The sequence below is a fragment of the Enterococcus malodoratus ATCC 43197 genome (genome assembly GCF_000407185.1).
Lineage (GTDB): Bacteria > Bacillota > Bacilli > Lactobacillales > Enterococcaceae > Enterococcus_A > Enterococcus_A malodoratus.
Genome location: NZ_KE136481.1, coordinates 1,446,424 through 1,465,104, shown reverse-complemented (window position 1 = coordinate 1,465,104; position 18,681 = coordinate 1,446,424). Strand labels below are relative to the sequence as shown.

Below are 18,681 nucleotides of genomic sequence, written 5' to 3'. Positions count from 1 at the left end.
TGCTAAAATAGTATTAGCTAAGATTTAAGGAGATGGGAACATTGAACGTCTTGAAGAAATATGGCTTTCATTTTTTGTTAATAGGTGTCATCAGTGATTTTTTGACACCCTATGTATTGGGAATCTTTTATCCGGAACTCCATCAGATGACTGCTGTAATGAGCTTGTTTGGTGATGTCGGCAGTCCGGTTCGCGGAGCTTTTTTGATTTGGTCGGTGGTTGCGGGTTGCTTTTACACGTTATCTTTACCAGCTATTTATACGACCTTTAAAGAAACATCGCGTCCATTGGCCGGACTGACTGCCGCAGCGATTGGTACCTATGGAATTGGAGACTGCATTTTCACCGGTCTTTTTAGTGTAGACACTGCGGATGCACAGTGGAATTTTTCGACTTGGGTCCACAATATTGGATCGGGAATCGGTTATGCTGGTTTTCTGCTTTTTCCGTTGTTTCTTTATTTGATTTATAAAAAGCAAAATAAGCGAGAATTAAGCCGACGTTATTTTGTCCTATTGCTTTTAAGTTTGACTGTTGCGGCTATTTACGGTTTGGCACGTATTCCGCAGCTGAATCAATTGGTCATTTTTAAGCAATTAGGTTTTTGGCAGCGGCTAAGCTTTGTTTTCAATTATTTGCCGATCGTTGCTCTGACGATGGGAGAAATAAAGAAACGATCTCGTTAAAGTTAGAAGAATAGGTAAAAAGGAACGCTCGCCATTGGTTGAGTGCTTTTTTGTTCTTCTGAGCAAGCAAAGGGAATTAATTTATGTAGCCAACGAATGAAATCTGGAATAGACGGAGTAACGAAACAATGGTATAGTACCCTTGTCTATCAAACCATGTGATTTATATCACATTTTTTCTAGCTATAAATCAAGTCATTTTAATCATAAAACGAAGAACGATTTAGGAAGGAACAGGAGAATGAGTCAGTCTTTAACGAAATTGATGACAGACGATATCACGACATTGTTTGTAACAGACAGGGACGGAAATATTTTATTAGCCAATGATTTCACGGCCATGACTTTGGGAATTACGTTAAACGAATTATTGAATTCAAATGTTTATGACCTTGTCGCCAGTGAAATCTATGATACTTCTGCGACGATCGAAACTTTGAAATCAGAAAAAAATTCTGAAGTAACCCTGACTACACAAGCTGGGTATCATATTCAATCAAAATCGACGCCTATTTTTTATCCAGATGGCACGATGCATTTAGTCGTGACAAAATCAGAACCGCTGACCCAGGAAGAATTTGAGGAGCTATCAAGCAACGAAAGAACTCAGCCGGAAAAAGCTGAAGAACAAGTCGAGATAGCGACGTCAGTGATCGCTGAGAGTAATGAAATGAAGAAGATCATTCGCGTTTGTAAACAGGTTGCCTCGTACAATAGCCGGATTTTACTATTAGGGGAATCAGGTGTCGGGAAAGAAGTAATTGCGAATTTCATTCATCGGCATAGCCAAGTCGCCGATGATAAATTTGTCGCAGTAAACTGTGCGGCGATACCTGAAAGTTTGTTTGAATCCGAATTCTTTGGCTATGAGAAGGGGACCTTTACCGGGGCAGAGAAAAGCAAACCGGGATTGATCGAAAATGCCGATGGGGGAACGCTGTTTTTGGATGAAATCTCAGAAATGCCTTTGGAGCTGCAGGCGAAACTGCTGCGCGTTTTAGAAACAATGACGGTGCGTCGAGTCGGAGGCATGAACGAAATGCCGGTTGCGTTTCGCTTGATCTCTGCCTCTAATCAAAACATGTTCGAGTTGGTCGAACAAGGAAAATTTCGTCGGGATCTGTATTATCGAATCAACGCGATCCCTGTAACGATCCCTCCGCTTAGAAAAAGGAAAAAAGATATTTTAGCCTTAGCTAATTACTTTTTAGATTCCTTCAATCAAAAGTACGAAGCCAATGTGACATTGTCAAAACAGCACCTGCACCATTTAATGTCTTCTGATTGGTTGGGCAATGCCCGGGAACTAAAGAATTATATTGAGTATGTAGTGGTGACAGCCGAGCTGCCGATCCTTTTACAAGAAAGTCTTGTTGATGAAAGTATTGGGGAAAGTGATGAGCTGCAAGCCTTAGCAGACGTTTATGATTACCCGGATTTTATTGACTATGTTGAAAAAATCTATTTCCAGCAGAATCTGCAAAAAAATCAATGGAACATTAGTAAGACAGCCGAGGACAGTAATGTCAGCCGTCCGTTTGTTTATAAAAAGATACGTGAGCTCGAATTGGAAAGAAACGATACAGTATGAGGGAAACAGTGGTCAGAGTGTAATGATCGATTACACTTTGGCTGCTTTTTTTTGCCTTCTTTTGCGAAAGGATAAGGTTTGTTATTTTGGCACAGCATTTGCTTAATAGAAAAGTAGCAATTAATGTGATTGATTTCACTATATTTGAAAACTTAGTCAAAAGGTCAGTTTAATCTTGCTAAGTAATAGAGAACGAAGGGAGTAAACGAAAGTGAAAGTAATCACCAAAGAAGCAGCAGCTTTGCTGATTGAAGACAATGATACGTTAGCTGTCAGCGGTTTTGAATTGGCCTGTGCCAATGAAGAAGTAGCGTTGGCTCTGGAGGATCGATTCATTAAAACAGGAAGTCCGCAACAGTTGACGGTCATGCACTCTAGCTGCTGGGGAGACCGGCAAGATAAGGGAATGTCGCATCTTTCCCACAGCGGCTTGTTAAAACGTTGGATTGGCGGCATCGTTAAAGCGTCTTCACCAAAGCTTTCGGAGATGATCCAAAACAATGAGTGTGAAGCCTATAATTTTCCGCAAGGTGTTTTAGCGCAGCTCTATCGGGAGATCGCCGCTAAAAGACCGGGTCTGATCACCAAAATAGGGTTAGAAACCTACATTGATCCGAGGCAAGAAGGCGGAAAAATGAACGAAGCTACCACGGAAGAGCTGGTAAAAATCATTGATCTGCTTGAGGAGGAATGGATGTTTTATCCAAGTTTCCCTCTGCAAATCGGGTTGCTCCGTGGAACAGTCGCCGACGAAAACGGCAATGTGACATTGGCAAAAGAAGGTCTCCATATGGAAGTTTTACCAATTGCCCAAGCGGTCCACAACAGTGGCGGAAAAGTCATCGTTCAAGTTGAACGGGTAGTCAAAAATGGAACCCTGCATCCTAAAGATGTAAAAATACCGGGAATCCTAGTGGACTACGTGGTGGTATCGGAACCAGAAAATCATTTTCAAACGGGTACAACATTGTTTGAACCTTCCTTCAGCGGTGATGTAAAGCTGCCGATTGAAAGTGTTCCAAAATTACCGCTGGATAATCGCAAAGTCATTGCTCGACGTGCAGCGATGGAATTGAAAAAGGGAACGGTCTTGAATTTAGGCGTTGGTATCCCTGTAAATGTTTCAACGATTGCCGCTGAAGAAGCGATTGATGATCAAATCATTTTGACGACTGAAGCAGGAACCATCGGCGGCATTCCAGCCGGATTAAAAGATTTTGGTCACGCGTACAACAGTGAAATGATTATTGACCATCACGAGCAATTTGATTTTTATGATGGCGGCGGATTGGACTTATCGGTTTTAGGACTGGCTGAAGTTGATCAGTCCGGCAATGTAAATGTCAGTAAGCTGGGCAATCAAGTGATTGGCTGCGGTGGATTCATCAATATTTCTCAAACGGCTAAGAAGTTGGTTTTCGCTGGAACATTTACAGCCGGGGGACTGAAAACAGAAGTAGCGGAGGGCCGCTTAACGATCACGCAAGAAGGGAAACATAAGAAATTTGTTCCGGCAGTGAATCAAATTACTTTTAACGGGAATTATTCTGCCAAAACCGGGCAGGAAGTGCTTTTTGTAACAGAAAGAGCGGTCTTTACATTAGAGGATGGGGAACTTCTATTGATCGAAATCGCACCCGGGGTTGATCTAAAAGCAAATATTTTAGCTCAAATGGAGTTTGAGGTTGCCGTATCAGAGAATCTAAAAGAAATGCCGAAAGAGTTGTTTATGGAAAATTGGGGCAAGTTAGCTGGAATAATGGAGGAAGATCATGGAAAGAACTAAAAGTATCGAACAGGCTACTACAAAGGTGAATCGTTGGGTTGTTTTATTTGCATCAGTCGGCATTATTATTTGCCAAGGAGGGATCTACGCCTTTAGTGTTTTCTCTTCACCTTTAGCAGCGGCAAACGGCTGGTCTGTTCCAGATGTGGCATTAGCTTTTACAATCGCTGTAGGGATTTCACCGCTGCCAATTATTATCGGCGGGCGAATTTCGGATAAAGGAAAGTCACGAGAATTAATTTTATTTAGTTCACTATTGCTGGCGGCTTCGTTTGCGCTGGCAGGATTGTCAACACAATTATGGCAATTATATCTAACCTACGGATTGCTGGGCGGATTTGGATTGAATCTGGGCTATATCGCTTGCGTCAACAATTCGCAACGCTTTTTCCCTGATAAACGCGGGTTGTGTTCCGGGATCGTTATTACCGGGATTGGTGCTGGTACGATGATCTTTGCACCATTAGGCAGCTGGTTGATTGAACAATTTGGTGTGCGGACGACCTTCATTCAATTAGGCGCGATCTTTTTGGTTATCTCTTTGATCTGTTCAGCGTTAATTAGAAATGCGCCAATCGAAGATTCTGCAGAGGCAAAAGAAGAAACAAGCGAGGCGGTTAGTCCAACGATCGAAGAAAACTTTGATTGGAAAGGCATGATTAAAACGTTACGTTTCTATTTAGTTGCGATGCTGTACGCGACAGGCTGTTTTTCTGGACTAGTGATTTCTTCAAATGCAGCGGATATTGGACAAAACATGTTTGGTCTTACACCGATGGTAGCAGCGACTTTTGTTAGTATCTATGCAATGTGCAACTGCTTAGGTCGGGTATTGTGGGGCGCGCTTTCTGATAAATTGACTCGAATTAATACCTTCATGCTCTTATTTATGTTTATCGCGGTATCTTTATTGAGTATGATCTTTATAAAGGCAACTGTTGGTTTTGGTATCGGATTGATCGGATTAGGCCTTTGTGAAGGCGGCGTGGCGGCGATGATGTCTCCCTTGACGATCGAAAATTTTGGTTCGAAAAATCAAGGGGTAAACTACGGCTTCGTCTTCTTAGGTTTCTCTGTGGCGGCATTTATTGCACCGCGTTTGACTGCTTTTATCGGTGAAAAGAATAGCGGCGACTTTACTTCTGCGTTCGTCACGGGTGTCATAGTCGCAGTAATCGGCTTTGTCTTAGCCTTTTCACTGAAACAAATCAATGCAGGGTTGACTAAAAAGAAAAATAAGAATGCTTAATGTATGGAAATCAATCAAAAAAATAATAGCTAAAATTCTATCGATCGCAAAGTATGGTCGGCAATTTTAGCTAAGGGATGTAACTGGGAGGATAATAAATGAAAGCAATTGTTTTAGATGGTTCAAGCCTCACGTTAGAAGATGCTTGGCTGGTTGCTGAAGAAGCAGTCAAGGTCACAATTACTGATGCGGCGTTGAAACGGGTGGAACGCTCTTACGAATTATTAATGGCCGGTGCTGTATCTGGAACACCGGTTTACGGATTGACGGTTGGGGTTGGTTTGAATAAAGATCAAAAATTATTTGATGCATCGGGCGAATTATCACCAGAAGTCCTGACCGCTTCAGAAAGCTTTAACCGCTCCATGCTGAGATCGCATTCAGCAGGTGCGGGTGCGATGATGCCGGATCACTTAAGCCGATTATCGATGGTCATCCGACTAAACACCCTGCTTCAAGGGCAAGCAGCAGTTCAACCAGCGGTGGTCGAATTGTATAAAGCGTTCTTGAATCAAGGAATCTCGCCATTGATCCCTAGCCGCGGCAGTATGGGTGAAGCCGACATCATGTTGGCAAGTCATATCGGTTTGGTGATGATGGGAGAATGGCAGGCAAATTACCAAGGCGAAACAATCAGCGGAGAACTGGCACTGCAAAAATCTGGTTTAGAAAAACTGACACCGATCGGAAAAGATGGGTTAGCTATTTTATCGACCAATAGTATCTCAACAGCCTACGCGATAGCCGGAGCACGCAATGTTCGGCAAACATTAGACGTTAGTCCGCTGGTTTTCGGATTGAGTTTAGAAGGATTGAATGGAAACGTTGCGCCGATCCTTCCTCAACCAATCAGTGTTCGACCGTTTCCTCTATTAAAAGAGACCGCGGAGACGATGCGGGATGCTTTATCCGGGTCTTATTTATGGAAATTGAACGACGAAAGACCGCTGCAAGATCCGTTATCCTATCGAACGACTGTCTACACCTTATCAGAGGCACAACGAGCGCTAGTAGATTTAGAGGAAATGCTGACAATTCAGATCAATAGTTCTGACGACAATCCTAGTATCATTGAAGATGCGAGTGAAGAGTACAAAGAATATGATCAAATCGCTCAATATTTCGTTGAGACTGAAACGATCTCTGGCGGAATTTTTCCATCAGCCAATTTCGAATCCTTACCTGTTGCATTAGCTGTTCAACGGCTTAGTTTAACGTTAGGGCACATCTCACACAATGTCATTCAACGGTGTCTGCGTTTAGAAGAAGCAGAATTCACTGGCTTGCCGCGTTTCTTGACAGTGCCTGAAAACAAAGGGCATGGTTTTGGTTCGCTGCATGTCCCAATCGTTGCATTGCATGGAGAGATCATGTCATTAGCGAACCCAATTTCATTGAATGTTCAACCTGTCGCGGGCGGTGTGGAGGATACTGGGACGAATACTTTGCAGGCAGCGCAGCGTTTGTTAGAAATCAATGAAAGCTTGAACTATATCTATGGCGTCGAATTAATGCATGCCAGTCAGGCGATTGATTTGAGGATGGAAGAAGCTGCTCTACCTTTAGGAAAAGCTACAAAGCTATTCTATCAGGCTTACCGCGAGGTTGTGAGTTTTGTTAAAGAGGATCGGATTTTTACGATCGATATGGAAGCATCAAAAGGTTTCTTAGAATCATATAAATAGCAACACAAAGAATTTTTGCAGAGAAGGGAAAATAATAATGAAGAAAATTACCGAGATTTTAGGCATTCAGTACCCCATTTTTCAAGGCGCGATGGCGCAGGTTTCGAAACATCAATTAACGGCAGCCGTATCGAACGCTGGAGGACTGGGAATTATTGCCGCTGGCGGAATGAGTGAGGAGCAATTACGGGAAGAAATTATTAACTGTAAAAAATTAACGGACAAACCCTTTGCTGTAAATATTATGCTAATGGCTCCAAATGTTCCAGATATGGTGAAAGTAGTCATCGAAGAAGGCGTCAAGATCGTAACGACTGGAGCGGGAACGCCGAAAAATTATATGGAAGCTTTCAAAGCGGCGGATGTAAAAGTGATCCCAGTGATTCCCAGTGCAAAACTAGCTAAGAAAATGGAAGCACTTGGAGTAGATGCGGTCGTTGCGGAAGGCTCAGAAGCTGGCGGACACATCGGTGAACTGTCAACGATGGTTTTATTGCCTCAGGTGGTTGAAGCAGTAAGCATTCCAGTCATCGCAGCAGGTGGTATTGCCAATGGTAAGGGGATGGCGGCGGCCTACGCATTAGGCGCACAAGGCGTGCAAATGGGGACAGCCTTCATGCTGGCAGAGGAATGCCCAATTCCACAAAATGTAAAAGAGTTTGTCGCCAATGCTGAAGAAATGGATACAGCAGTGACTGGTCGTAACGGCGGCGCCCCAGTCAGAAGTCTAAAAAATAAAATGATCAATCAGTACGTTCAATGGGAAAAAGAGAATATGCCTAGAGAACAACTTGAAGAATTAACAATGGGCTCTGCTAGAAAAGCGGCTGCTGGCGATATTGAAAACGGCTCAGTTATGGCTGGACAAGTCTCGGGCTTAATCAGTCAAATAAAACCAGCAAAACAAATTATCGCCGGTATTATGACCGACACAGAACAAACGATTAAGGGATTGAGTTTAGTATAAGATTCGTTTAGTTTTCTGAAGAATATATTCAAGAGAAGATCAGCTAAAACAATTGTTTTGGCTGATCCTTTTTGTAAAAGCATAAACATGAAATAATTTGATTTATTTTTTATTTTCAGCATTATAAAATCTATTGGCTAAATAATTTGTATTAAACAATCGCTACCTATATGATGGAATAAAGATATTTTTGTATACGTTTCTTTATTTTTAATATAGGAGGAAACCAAATGAAAAAGTTAAAACTGGTTATGGTTGCAGCGCTAGCGTTGATCATTTTTGCCGGATGTAAGAAAGAGACACAGAAGGAATTCACCAGCGCTTTGGCAAAGCAAGCTGAAATGAATGCTGGCGACTACTCTATCGTGATTGATAAAGTGTCGATCAAGGCAGAAGATGCAGACGCACCGACACGCACTTCGATGGAAATGGCTTCAAAAATGATCAGCGGAACTAAAATCTCCGGGGATTATCTTAAAGACAGCAAAAAGAATTTACTTGCGATGAATATGGAATTCGATGCTCTAGGACAAAAGATTCCAATCGAATTTTTTAGCGATCAAAAGAACAAATCCGTTTATCTCAGCACCGAATTTTTGACAGAGGCGACCGAAATCGCCAAAGAGTTTGGTAAGGAGATTCCGATTAATGATCAGGACTTGAAAGAGCTTCAAGGAAAATATGTTCATATCACAGAAGAGGATATGAAGAAAACGGCTGAAGGTAAGACAAGCAAAGCAGCAATTAGCGGAAACATCGATTCGAAACTTTTCAGTGACTATCTTGATACGTTAGATTCGGATTCTTTTGAGAAAACAGACGATACGATCAAACGAACATTCACTAAGAAAGATATTCAAGGCTTTATCAAGTATGCGAAAGAAAATGGCAATAAAGACGAGAAAAAGGCCGCGAAAGATTTTGAGAAAAATATTGATCAATTGACAAAATATGAACAAACCACGACCTTAAATACGAAAAAGAATACGCAAAAAACAACGCTGAAACTTGCTGCGAAAAGTGATGGCGCAACAGTGACTGTCGACTTGACAATGAATAATCAAGCAAAGGATTCAAAGAAAAAAATCCAGTTACCTAAAAAGGCTGATACGGTTTCAATGGAAAAAATAGAGGAAATTCTTTCTTCTGCTCAAAGCAGCAGCGCGCTTATTTCAGAAACTGATTTCAACGATCTATTAGAAGCGATCCGCAGTAGCGGAAGTCAGTTGACACAAACTCAGATCGATCAGATCAAGCGGACCTATAAACCTTATTTGACGGAAGAACAATACAAACAGCTTGAAGAGGCGTTAGATCAAACCAGTCAGATGGCAACTTAAATCAAAGGATCAACCATAATGTGTGGTTGATCCTTTTTTATGGATTATGCTAAAATAAAACAGACGACAATCACATTAAAAAAGATTAGAGGGGATTTCGGTCCGGCGCACTACTCATTACGCAACTGAAGTAATTTAGTGAAACGTGGAAAAGGATTCTGACATTGAATAGACTGAAAATTTTCGCAAGAAAAGACAGTTTATTTGGTGTGCAGAACTTTTTCTACGTTTTTTTGTTGCCTTTGGGATTGTCGTCAGTCAGAAAGAGGAAAAGAAAATGATCAGAGAGATTAAAATGGAAGTACCAATGTTTAGTCAGAGCCAAGATTCAATTTGGTTGGATGACCACATAGCACCCAAAATGTTAGCTGCTCACTTAGACAGCGAGTTTGATGGAGCGACTAGAAATTCAGAATATATTAGTCAGTCTATGAAGTGGTTGACGCAAAAATGTCCGGTGCAGGAATTTCCGAAACTGCTGGATCTTGGTTGCGGACCGGGAATTTATGCAGAGAAATTTTGTGAGGCGGGTTACCAAGTAAAAGGAATCGATTTTTCAGAATTGAGTATTGCTTATGCGAAAAATTCGGCTAAGGAAAAGGATTACACCATCGACTATCAGTGCGGGGATTATCTAACAGCAGATCTTGGAAAAGAACAATATGATGTCATCGTACTGATTTATTGTGATCTGGGTGTCTTTTCACCTACGGATCGACAACGGATTTTTCAAAAGGTCTACAGAGCACTAAAACCAGGCGGACGATTCATTTTTGATGTCTTCACACCGCAGAAATATGCCGCGTTTGAAGAGGCAAATACATGGCAAGTCGAAGAGGATAATTTTTGGACGAAGGAGAAGTGTATCCATCTCTCTGCACAAAAAACTTATCCTGGAACAACCACCTATTTGGATCAGCACTATCTGCTTTATCCTGATTCTTTTAAAGAGTTTTTTATATGGGAAACAGTGTTTGCTGAAGAAGAACTACTAGCGGAATTGAAAAAGATCGGATTTGCATCTAACGAAATTTGCGGAGATCTTCTCGGGCGTCCATCTATGGTCGAGTCAGAGACACTTTGTTTTGTGGTTGAAAAATAATAGGCGGAATCGTGTGAGACTGTTTTTCTTGCTATAATGAAGAAATAATTAAGTAAGAAGAGGTGTGTATATGAAGACGATCGGTTTGCTAGGTGGTATGAGTTGGGAAAGTACGGTGACGTATTATACTCGAATCAATGAAATAGTAAATCAAAAATTAGGCGGTCTGCATTCAGCCAAAATCAAGTTGGCAAGCGTTGATTTTGAAGAGATCGAAAAGTGTCAGGTAGCAAACGAATGGGAAAAAAGCGGTGAGATTTTAGGAAAAGAAGCACTGCAATTGGAGCAAGCAGGGGCGGATTTTCTAGTGATCTGTACCAACACGATGCATAAGGTTGCACCGCAAATCGCGGATTATTTATCGATTCCAATTTTGCATATTGCAGACGCAACCATCGCTGAGCTGCAGGAGGAAGGTATCAAAAAAGTCGCGTTATTAGGAACCAAATATACGATGACGCAAGATTTTTATAAACAAAAAATTATCGAGAGTGAAATTGAGGTATGGATTCCGACTGAAGAAGATATCGAAACGGTTAATCAGATAATTTTTGATGAACTGTGCCACGGTAAAATTTTATCAGAATCGAAAGCGAAATTTATTGCCGTGATCGAACAGGCCGTCAAAGCGGGAGCGGAAGGCGTGATTTTAGGCTGTACCGAAATCGGTTTGCTGATTCAGCAAATGGATGTCACGATTCCTGTGTTTGATACGACCGAGATCCATTCTCAAAAAGCCGTCGAACAAGCTTTGGCAGAATAATCGAGGAGAATGATGAAGACGATTCTTTTTGCACCCGCAACGTTTAACCTAGCCGAAACAACTCGCATGCTCGAGATTGCCAAACAATTACGACAGGATCATCATTGTGCCTTTTGCGGCTTCTCTGAGAAATATCTTGATCTGATCAAAGCGCAGAATTTTGCAGTTTATTTGCTGAGTCCAAAGCTGACGCCGCAGCAAGAAGATTCAATTATGAAATTTGATCAAGGGAAAAGTTTGAAAAATCCTTTTACTACAAAGATGGTCGCGGAACGTGTCGAGAGTGAGTTGGCGCTGATCAAAGAACTAGCTCCGCAGGTAATCGTGACCGGCAGCAATGTTACGATTTTCATGTCTGCTCGTATCAGCAAGATTCCTCTGGTATATGTCAAGCCAGTTGCGATGTCGCGGCCACATTTCAATAATGCAGCGTCATGTGCGCTGCCTAGCCAGTTGAATAAGCCGTATCTTCCGGCGAATACCCTTTGGAAAGCATTTCTTGGAGTTGCTAAACATCTAACCTGGAAGCCAGCTGCCTTTAAAAAAGTTGCTCGAGGCTATCAGTTGGAGCTGCCAAAATATACGATAGATATGTTAGACGGTGATTTGAATTTAATTACCACGCATCCGGCATTCACGGCAGAATTAGATTTTCCAGTCAATTACCAATCCGTTGGTCCGATTTTTGCTCATCTGCCTTATACTATTCCGGATGCAGTTCTTCAAGTGATCAAAGAAGCGCGCAAGAAAAAGAAACTGGTCGTGTATTTTGTGATGGGAAGCTCAGGCAATCGCTCCTTGATCAAAAAAGTGTTGAGCTATTTCGAAAATACAACTATTGAGGTGATTGCACCAATCAAAAATTATTTACAGGTCGATCATTCGGCAAGCAATATCCATGTTTTCGATTGGCTGCCAGCTTTGGAGGTATCTGAGCTAGTTGATTTTTCTGTGATTCACGGCGGTGAAGGAACTGTGCAGACGGCTTGTTCCTCTGGTAAACCATTTATTGGGATCGGGCTGCAGTATGAACAAGAAGTCAATGTTGCTTATTGCGAAAAATTTGGCAATGCACTCGCATTAAGTCCGAGTAAGGTTTCTGCTCAAACCTTGGATAAGGGAATCGAAATACTCCAAACACCTGAAATGTACGAAAAGGCAGAAGAGATGAGAGAATTAATGAGAAAGACAAATGGTACTAAGAATGCGGCGGAAATCATCGAAAGACAGTATCTTGAATAGGGCGCTTGACCTTCCAGCAGATGAAAATGACGTAGATAGTTATTTGCTAGTAAAAATAAATTAAGCATAAAAAAGGCATCCAGTTTGATTGAACAAACGCTGGATGCCTTCATTTTTTATTAATTACGTTTACGCATAAAGAGCCCCGCGATCAACCCTAGACCGCCACAAGCTAACAGCGTAACAATGGTAATAAAACTCATTTCAATAATGTTATAAACAGTTGTTTGATTAGCGATGGTATTGGTAATCAAAACTGCCGGAATTGCTAACAGTGAGGCGATACCTAGACAGGAACCCATATTCCAATGTAAAATTTTGCGAACCCCGATATTGGCCCAGAAATACGCGATCCAAGTCAGTGCGATTGGCAACCCAATCGGAAAAAGCCAGTAAATCGGCGCATCCAAGAAGTAAGTGTTGACCGTCCGTTCAATAACCATGAAAAACGGGACAATTAAAACGGTGAAAACTGAGACTGAATGAATCACACGATAGTTCTTACTGAAAAGCAAAGCATCCAATAAGGAACCGCCAAAAATCAAAGCGCTGCCGACAATTCGAAACCAAGTAAATTGATGATCAATCGCAAAGTTTGTAAAACCCGTAATCGCAAATGCTAAAAAGAATAAAATCCAGAAGAATTTTCTACCAACATTCACTTTTTTATCTGAATTCTTCATTTATTTTCCTCCTCGTGACCTTTTCTAAAGTATACCAGTCTTGTAATTTCCTTAATATCAGACTTACGTCTCATTTTTCGATACGACCGCTAAGTTGTATAAAAAAACCAATATCAGTTTGCTAGTCTGATATTGGTTCTGTTTTTATCGAAAGAGATTATTTTAGTTCGCCGTAGATTTCTAGAAATTCTCCTTGATGAGAGTTGCCATCTAAAAGAATGTCCGAGATTTTTTCAGCAACATCATCAGGTGTATGGAATCCTTCCGCGGTAATATTCCCGTTTAGATCGGTCGTGGTTGGACCGGGATGGATACTGAAAATCTCCAATTTTTTATGTTCCTTTTCGAAATCAATTGCTAATGCCTGCATCATCACGTTTTGTGCAGCTTTAGTTGACTTGTAGGCGAAAGGATTCCAAAAAGGATTTGCTTCAGTTGGGATCGTAATATTCACGATACGACCATTGTTTTTTCTAAAATTGGCAGCAATCCTTGGGTTAATTGAAATGTACCAAAGAAATTGACCTGCATTGTCGTTTGAAGATCCTCAATGCTTTCAGTTAGGCTTGAACCGTGTCCGCCAGGGATTCCGGCATTATTCACTAATAAATCGATCGTTGAAAAATCTTGCTGGATTTTTTTTACTGCTTCTTCGATCGTTTCAATCTTGCTAAGATTGATCAAGACGTAGTCAACATGCGACACGCCTGCTTCTTGAAGTTTAGTCACCGCCGTTTCAGCACGTTCTTTGTTGCGAGCACCAATGATGACATGCCATCCTTTGATCCCCAATGACTTGGCGATCGCAAAGCCGATCCCTTTATTTGCGCCAGTGATTACTGCTGTTTTCATAATAAATTCCTCCGTTTGACTATTTCTTCTTTCTGATTTACTGTAAGCATAAACCCTAAACCATGGTTTAGGCCAAAGGGCTTGTTTAGCGGTTTTTCATGTTTGCAAATCAACTTAGCTATCTGAATTAGGAGGTATAAAAATGGCTGAAACATATACAATTAAAGAAGTAGCTGAAAAATTCGATTTGACGATTTCCACGATTCGTTTTTATGATAAAAAGGGGCTATTACCATTTGTTGCAAAAAATGATTCAGGTTATCGTGAGTTCACCGAATCTGATTTAAATTTGATCCACACCGTTTGCTGCTTGAAAAATACAGGTATGCCGATCCACGATATCAAGCAATACATTGAATACTGTATGGACGGGTCTAAAACGATTCCGCAAAGAAAGGCACTGCTGCAAACCCACAAGGAAGAAGTTTTGCGGCAGCAAGCACAATTGATGGAAAATCTTAAGGAGATCGATATCAAAATCGATCGCTACAACTCTCCTAAGGCAAAAGAATTAATCGATGCCCAAGTAGCTTTCGTAAAAAAAGAAAAAGCCGAGCTGCAATTGGCTAATGGATTTCGAGTTTAGAGATTGAAACAACTCTAACAGTCCTCTTGAATGTGTCAGCTCCCACAAACTAATGTAAATGGATCACTATAGAATACAATCGTCCAGCTATTAATGACAAATAGCTGGACATTTTTGACTAGAACGAATGCCTGATAATGTGTATAATCATTATTAATAGAATTATTATTTTAAATATTATTTATTCAGCGGTAAGAATTAAATGCTCTATAAATATTTGACATCATGGATTAATAAAACATTCTTTTTATAAAATGTAGCTTCATGTCTGTAAAATAGATGATTATAGAATTTTATTTTTAAAGCGCTAACAAAAAAACGAGTACTTTTTTAGAGGAGAAATTCTCGAAAAATAAATAGCATGAAAGGAGAACGTAAAAGCCGTTATTCAAGCAATTAGTTGGTAGGAACTATTAAATATTTATAGGAGGAAATGGAGATGAAAAAGTTTTTAGCTAGTGTTTTTGTTGCAGCAGCTTTATTGATCGGCGGAACATTATTTGTTCAGGCGGAGGATGCTGATGCTGCGATGTTACTGAGGGTCTACAATCCGAATTCAGGCGAGCACCATTATACGGCAAATACGAATGAACGTAATCACTTGGTTAAAGTAGGTTGGCGCAATGAAGGAAACGCTTGGGAAACGCCGGCAAGTGGAACGGCTGTCTATCGTTTATATAATCCAAACAACGGCGGCGACCATCACTACACAATTAATGCAAATGAAAAAAATCATTTAGTCAAAGTAGGCTGGCGTTATGAAGGTGTCTCGTGGCAATCAGGCGGATCTGTTCCTGTCTATCGTTTGTATAACCCAAATGCAAAGACCGGCACGCATCATTACACATTGCACGCGTCTGAAAAAGATCACTTAGTAAAGGTAGGCTGGCGCTATGAGGGTATCGGTTTCTATTCCACTAAGGCGGCATCAAACAATAATCCAAATCCGGGAGTAACACCAAAGAAAGTTGATGTTAACATAACTGGTGTTGGCGGTGTTGAACAGGGCGTTTCAGGATCGTATCGTTTATTGTATTCAAATAAACCTTTTGATCAAGCAAATTTAAGCGGGAACGCGAGAATTGATTTTTCGGCAAATGGTACTATGACAGGAAATAAAAGTGACTATGAGATGCAATTTGTTATCGCAGGAAATGGAAAAGCATGTGGTCAAGTTGGGGTAGGTCTGCATTACCAAGCGGGATCAGACGCCAACTTCGCACAAGGGAGAATCAATACAACCAATATTAATTTTCCAGCAAATTCAGGTGTTACTGGGCAACAATACTATTCTGTTAACACAAATGCACCGCGAATCGCTAATGGCCAAACCGTTCACCTGCGCGTGAAGTATTTTGCATCGGGATATGTACAAAATTTTGTGAATAATACACTCGTTGGACAATATAAAACGAATTTGACTGCTGAAGGCGGTGCCTACATTTTACATGATACTACGAACACACCACTCAAAATCCGTAATTTGAAAGTCTTGAGAGATGGTAAAGATGTAACAAATAGTGGCAGACCTTCATTTGCTAACACGAACTATGATCACTCAAACGGCTCAGTTGCTGGAGCTTACTAAAATAAGGCATAAAGTCAAAATAATATAAAAACAAGGCAAGCAAACCTGATGATTCAACAGTTTTGCTTGCCTTTCTATTTATGGCTGGAAATTTTAGTTTAATACATTCGTATCCGCTTCAGCTTGTGCCATTTTAGCGGTGACATGTTCATCGATACGCAGGAATGGCAAGTAAATAAAGACACTTACGGCAATGATGACAATTTGCAATACAGCGGCACGCCAGTCACCGCCAGTTGCTAAGAATCCTGAGATGACGGGTGGTGTGGTCCAAGGAATCTGAACAACGACATGGTTGATTAATCCAGCGGCTGTCGCAAAATAAGCAGTGACCAATGAGAAGATTGGAGCCAAGACGAAAGGAATAATCAAACTAAGATTAAACACGATTGGCAAACCGAAGATGATCGGCTCACTGATATTGAACAGGGCAGGTGTAACAGATAACTTCGCGAAGTCTTTATAATCTTTACGGCGACTAAAAATGAAGATCGCGATCAATAAAGCAATCGTATTTCCAGAACCACCCATTACGGCGAACGTATCTTTGAAGGCCATGTTAATGATATGTGGAATTTGTTCATGATTGGCATAGGCCGCCATGTTTTCTTGCATGTTCTGTAGTAAAAAGGGATCGAGCAAAGAACCTGAAATCACGGCTTGATGAATCCCGAAACCAAAGAATAAATTCGCAATTGATGTAATCAAGACGAATCCAGGTAAACCTGTCGTCACATGACTTAGGGGGCCAGTAATTGCTTTTGTGATCAGCCCATTCACGTCCATATTGAAAAGTTGGTTCACGCCAAACCCAATGACCGCGAATAGTGTGACGGTAATCATGATCGGAATCAAAACATTAAATGATTTCAATACTGCTGGAGGAATATTTCCCGATAATTTAATTTGCAGTTTTTCATTTGTAGACAACTTGATAAATAGCTCTGTTGCTAATAAGCCGACAAAGATTCCGACGAACATACCCGAAGCACCAGTATGTGTGCCAGGAATAACCCCTGTGACTTCAATCGCTTTTTTTGCATTTTCAGGAGTGAACATCATTTTCATTGGGGTCAATACCATAAAAGTGGAGATCGAAACCAAGACCGCTGCAATATGATTGGTATAATTTCTGCTGACACACATATGATATGAAACTGCGGCCACGACTAATAATGTCGTAATACTCAATGTACCATTGGCGATTGACATACCGATTTCTTGGATTTTTGTCAGTGTTGCCGGATTGACGATCTTTCCCATGAAACCTGTTGGTTCTAAAATGACGTAATTGATTAAGGTCACGAACCCTGCCAGCATCATGAAAGGCATGAATGTGGCAAACGCGTCACGTAAAGTTCGCATGTGGATCTGATTGCCTAGCTTCGTCGCGATAATTCCAAAGCGTTCAAAGAGCTGTTCCTTTTTATTTGTTTTATCCACGTTAGATTCTCCTTATTGTTTTATTTTTTGTAAGCACTTTCCTTGGTTACATAATAAAACGTAATTCAAATAAAGTAAATACCTTTTTTGAAAAATATATACTTTTGTTGAGAGGCGACAAAAAAAGAGCTGAAATATCCAGCTCATAACTTAATTCTCCATAAAAACAGCTTCAAAAATAAAGTCTTTGTACAAGTGTCTCGTGATGGAATATTCGAAAGGTGTGCCATTCGCTAAAGAAACACTCTTTTCAATTTCGATCATAAAGTCGCCCACATCGATTCCCAAGATTTTAGCATCAAACTCTGTTGCCAGTACTCCCTTCATCCAAACGTGTGAGGCATTAATCTCTAAATGCAATTCGTCACGAATATAGGAATAAACAGATTTTTTTAAATGCTTCGGCTCCAAGCCGGGAATGATGGAGAGGGGCATGAAGGTTTGTTCTAAGGAATAGGGCTGCTGATCGACAAAACGACTGCGGACGATATTATAAATGTACTCTTTCTCGTTGAGTTGCAGTCTCTCAGCCACTTTTTTTGAAGGAAGTTCAATTGAAAAGGTATGAATCTCCGAATCAACATGATCTTCTCCAACAACGCTCATCAAGCCTTCGCTAGGGCCAAAAACCTTTGAATTGTCGATCGGTTTACGCAAGACTTCAGTCCCAAATCCGCTTCGACTATGCAAAACCCCTTCAGAAACTAACATGTCCAACCCCTTTTTAACCGTTAGTTTGCTAGTGTTGTAGTGTTTAGCCAACTCAATACCAGTAGGCAATTTATCCCCGATAGCATAGGTGCCATCTTCAACCTTTCTTTTTACATCTAAATAAATTTCCATATATTTAGCGTTCTTTCTCATTTTTACCTCCTTGAATAAGCGAATAAAGATATAAATAATTATATACTTTTGCGACGTTTTAGCAATGCTTTAAAAGGTAAAAAGATAAATTGATTTTAAAAGTATATATTTTTAATGAAAAAGCTATTTTATTTTTACGGAAGCGGTGTTATGATGAAATGGCATTCAAGAAAATGTCATTTCTCTCAGTTCACATGTTTAAGAACTGAAATTGATGACCAAATTTTTGGCTAGAGAGTATGTCTGATAGACAT

15 protein-coding genes and 1 pseudogene are annotated in these 18,681 nt (G+C 40.7%); 12 read left to right on the top strand and 4 right to left on the bottom strand.

Annotation, left to right across the window (positions count from 1 at the left end; genetic code table 11):
- Positions 1 to 41: 41 nt before the first annotated feature.
- The 10 genes from I585_RS07280 to I585_RS07235 all read left to right on the top strand — a co-directional run bounded on the left by I585_RS07280 (position 42) and on the right by I585_RS07235 (position 12,411).
- Positions 42 to 686, top strand: coding sequence for a DUF998 domain-containing protein (locus tag I585_RS07280; protein WP_010743031.1), 645 nt, complete (start codon positions 42 to 44; stop codon positions 684 to 686).
- Positions 687 to 927: 241 nt separating this feature from the next.
- On the top strand, positions 928 to 2,277 hold the full coding sequence (locus I585_RS07275; protein WP_010743032.1) for a sigma-54 interaction domain-containing protein: 1,350 nt from the start codon (positions 928 to 930) through the stop codon (positions 2,275 to 2,277).
- 211 nt (positions 2,278 to 2,488) lie between these two features.
- Positions 2,489 to 4,063: an acyl CoA:acetate/3-ketoacid CoA transferase gene (locus I585_RS07270; RefSeq protein WP_010743033.1), complete on the top strand. Its 1,575-nt coding sequence runs from the start codon at positions 2,489 to 2,491 to the stop codon at positions 4,061 to 4,063.
- On the top strand, positions 4,050 to 5,312 hold the full coding sequence (locus I585_RS07265; RefSeq protein WP_010743034.1) for an L-lactate MFS transporter: 1,263 nt from the start codon (positions 4,050 to 4,052) through the stop codon (positions 5,310 to 5,312). The genes I585_RS07270 and I585_RS07265 overlap by 14 nt, the downstream gene beginning before the upstream one ends.
- A gap of 98 nt (positions 5,313 to 5,410) precedes the next feature.
- Positions 5,411 to 6,997, top strand: coding sequence for an HAL/PAL/TAL family ammonia-lyase (locus I585_RS07260; RefSeq protein ID WP_010743035.1), 1,587 nt, complete (start codon positions 5,411 to 5,413; stop codon positions 6,995 to 6,997).
- Between the two features lie 37 nt (positions 6,998 to 7,034).
- Positions 7,035 to 7,964 carry a nitronate monooxygenase gene (locus I585_RS07255; protein WP_010743036.1) on the top strand — a complete coding sequence of 310 codons (930 nt, stop codon included), beginning with the start codon at positions 7,035 to 7,037 and terminating at the stop codon, positions 7,962 to 7,964.
- A 230-nt stretch (positions 7,965 to 8,194) separates the two neighbouring features.
- Complete coding sequence (locus I585_RS07250; protein WP_010743037.1) at positions 8,195 to 9,304, top strand: hypothetical protein; 1,110 nt, start codon at positions 8,195 to 8,197, stop codon at positions 9,302 to 9,304.
- 277 nt (positions 9,305 to 9,581) lie between these two features.
- A complete protein-coding gene (locus I585_RS07245; RefSeq protein WP_010743038.1) occupies positions 9,582 to 10,406 on the top strand; it encodes a class I SAM-dependent methyltransferase in 825 nt (274 codons plus the stop codon).
- 70 nt (positions 10,407 to 10,476) lie between these two features.
- Positions 10,477 to 11,169, top strand: a complete 693-nt coding sequence (locus I585_RS07240; protein ID WP_010743039.1) for an aspartate/glutamate racemase family protein — start codon at positions 10,477 to 10,479, stop codon at positions 11,167 to 11,169.
- Between the two features lie 12 nt (positions 11,170 to 11,181).
- Positions 11,182 to 12,411 carry a glycosyltransferase gene (locus tag I585_RS07235; RefSeq protein ID WP_010743040.1) on the top strand — a complete coding sequence of 410 codons (1,230 nt, stop codon included), beginning with the start codon at positions 11,182 to 11,184 and terminating at the stop codon, positions 12,409 to 12,411.
- A 119-nt stretch (positions 12,412 to 12,530) separates the two neighbouring features.
- Here I585_RS07235 and I585_RS07230 read toward each other — a convergent pair whose 3' ends face one another.
- Entirely contained in the window at positions 12,531 to 13,094 is a 564-nt protein-coding gene (locus I585_RS07230; RefSeq protein ID WP_010743041.1) for a hypothetical protein, read from the bottom strand.
- 157 nt (positions 13,095 to 13,251) lie between these two features.
- Positions 13,252 to 13,946: pseudogene (locus I585_RS07225) on the bottom strand (SDR family NAD(P)-dependent oxidoreductase).
- Between the two features lie 142 nt (positions 13,947 to 14,088).
- Between I585_RS07225 and I585_RS07220 the strand changes: the two are divergent.
- Together I585_RS07220 and I585_RS07215 are read left to right on the top strand one after the other, a co-directional pair.
- The gene (locus I585_RS07220) at positions 14,089 to 14,532 is read left to right on the top strand and encodes a MerR family transcriptional regulator (RefSeq protein ID WP_010743044.1); all 444 of its coding nucleotides are present in this window, start codon (positions 14,089 to 14,091) and stop codon (positions 14,530 to 14,532) included.
- 439 nt (positions 14,533 to 14,971) lie between these two features.
- The gene (locus I585_RS07215; RefSeq protein ID WP_010743045.1) at positions 14,972 to 16,120 is read left to right on the top strand and encodes a hypothetical protein; all 1,149 of its coding nucleotides are present in this window, start codon (positions 14,972 to 14,974) and stop codon (positions 16,118 to 16,120) included.
- A gap of 93 nt (positions 16,121 to 16,213) precedes the next feature.
- On the opposite strand, the gene I585_RS07210 is transcribed toward I585_RS07215, so the two are convergent.
- Both I585_RS07210 and I585_RS07205 read right to left on the bottom strand, forming a co-directional pair.
- Positions 16,214 to 17,563 (bottom strand): PTS sugar transporter subunit IIC, encoded by a 1,350-nt coding sequence (locus I585_RS07210; protein WP_010743046.1) that lies wholly within the window; start codon positions 17,561 to 17,563, stop codon positions 16,214 to 16,216.
- A gap of 150 nt (positions 17,564 to 17,713) precedes the next feature.
- Positions 17,714 to 18,427: a GntR family transcriptional regulator gene (locus tag I585_RS07205; protein ID WP_010743047.1), complete on the bottom strand. Its 714-nt coding sequence runs from the start codon at positions 18,425 to 18,427 to the stop codon at positions 17,714 to 17,716.
- Positions 18,428 to 18,681: the final 254 nt, after the last annotated feature.

Bases quoted from the DNA above. Each gene is read 5' to 3' on its own strand.
- I585_RS07275 (WP_010743032.1), top strand. From the start codon at position 928: ATGAGTCAGTCTTTAACGAAATTGATGACAGACGATATCACGACATTG.
- I585_RS07265 (WP_010743034.1), top strand. From the start codon at position 4,050: ATGGAAAGAACTAAAAGTATCGAACAGGCTACTACAAAGGTGAATCGT.
- I585_RS07260 (WP_010743035.1), top strand. From the start codon at position 5,411: ATGAAAGCAATTGTTTTAGATGGTTCAAGCCTCACGTTAGAAGATGCT.
- I585_RS07255 (WP_010743036.1), top strand. From the start codon at position 7,035: ATGAAGAAAATTACCGAGATTTTAGGCATTCAGTACCCCATTTTTCAA.
- I585_RS07250 (WP_010743037.1), top strand. From the start codon at position 8,195: ATGAAAAAGTTAAAACTGGTTATGGTTGCAGCGCTAGCGTTGATCATT.
- I585_RS07245 (WP_010743038.1), top strand. From the start codon at position 9,582: ATGATCAGAGAGATTAAAATGGAAGTACCAATGTTTAGTCAGAGCCAA.
- I585_RS07240 (WP_010743039.1), top strand. From the start codon at position 10,477: ATGAAGACGATCGGTTTGCTAGGTGGTATGAGTTGGGAAAGTACGGTG.
- I585_RS07235 (WP_010743040.1), top strand. From the start codon at position 11,182: ATGAAGACGATTCTTTTTGCACCCGCAACGTTTAACCTAGCCGAAACA.
- I585_RS07230 (WP_010743041.1), bottom strand. From the start codon at position 13,094: ATGAAGAATTCAGATAAAAAAGTGAATGTTGGTAGAAAATTCTTCTGG.
- I585_RS07220 (WP_010743044.1), top strand. From the start codon at position 14,089: ATGGCTGAAACATATACAATTAAAGAAGTAGCTGAAAAATTCGATTTG.
- I585_RS07215 (WP_010743045.1), top strand. From the start codon at position 14,972: ATGAAAAAGTTTTTAGCTAGTGTTTTTGTTGCAGCAGCTTTATTGATC.
- I585_RS07205 (WP_010743047.1), bottom strand. From the start codon at position 18,427: ATGAGAAAGAACGCTAAATATATGGAAATTTATTTAGATGTAAAAAGA.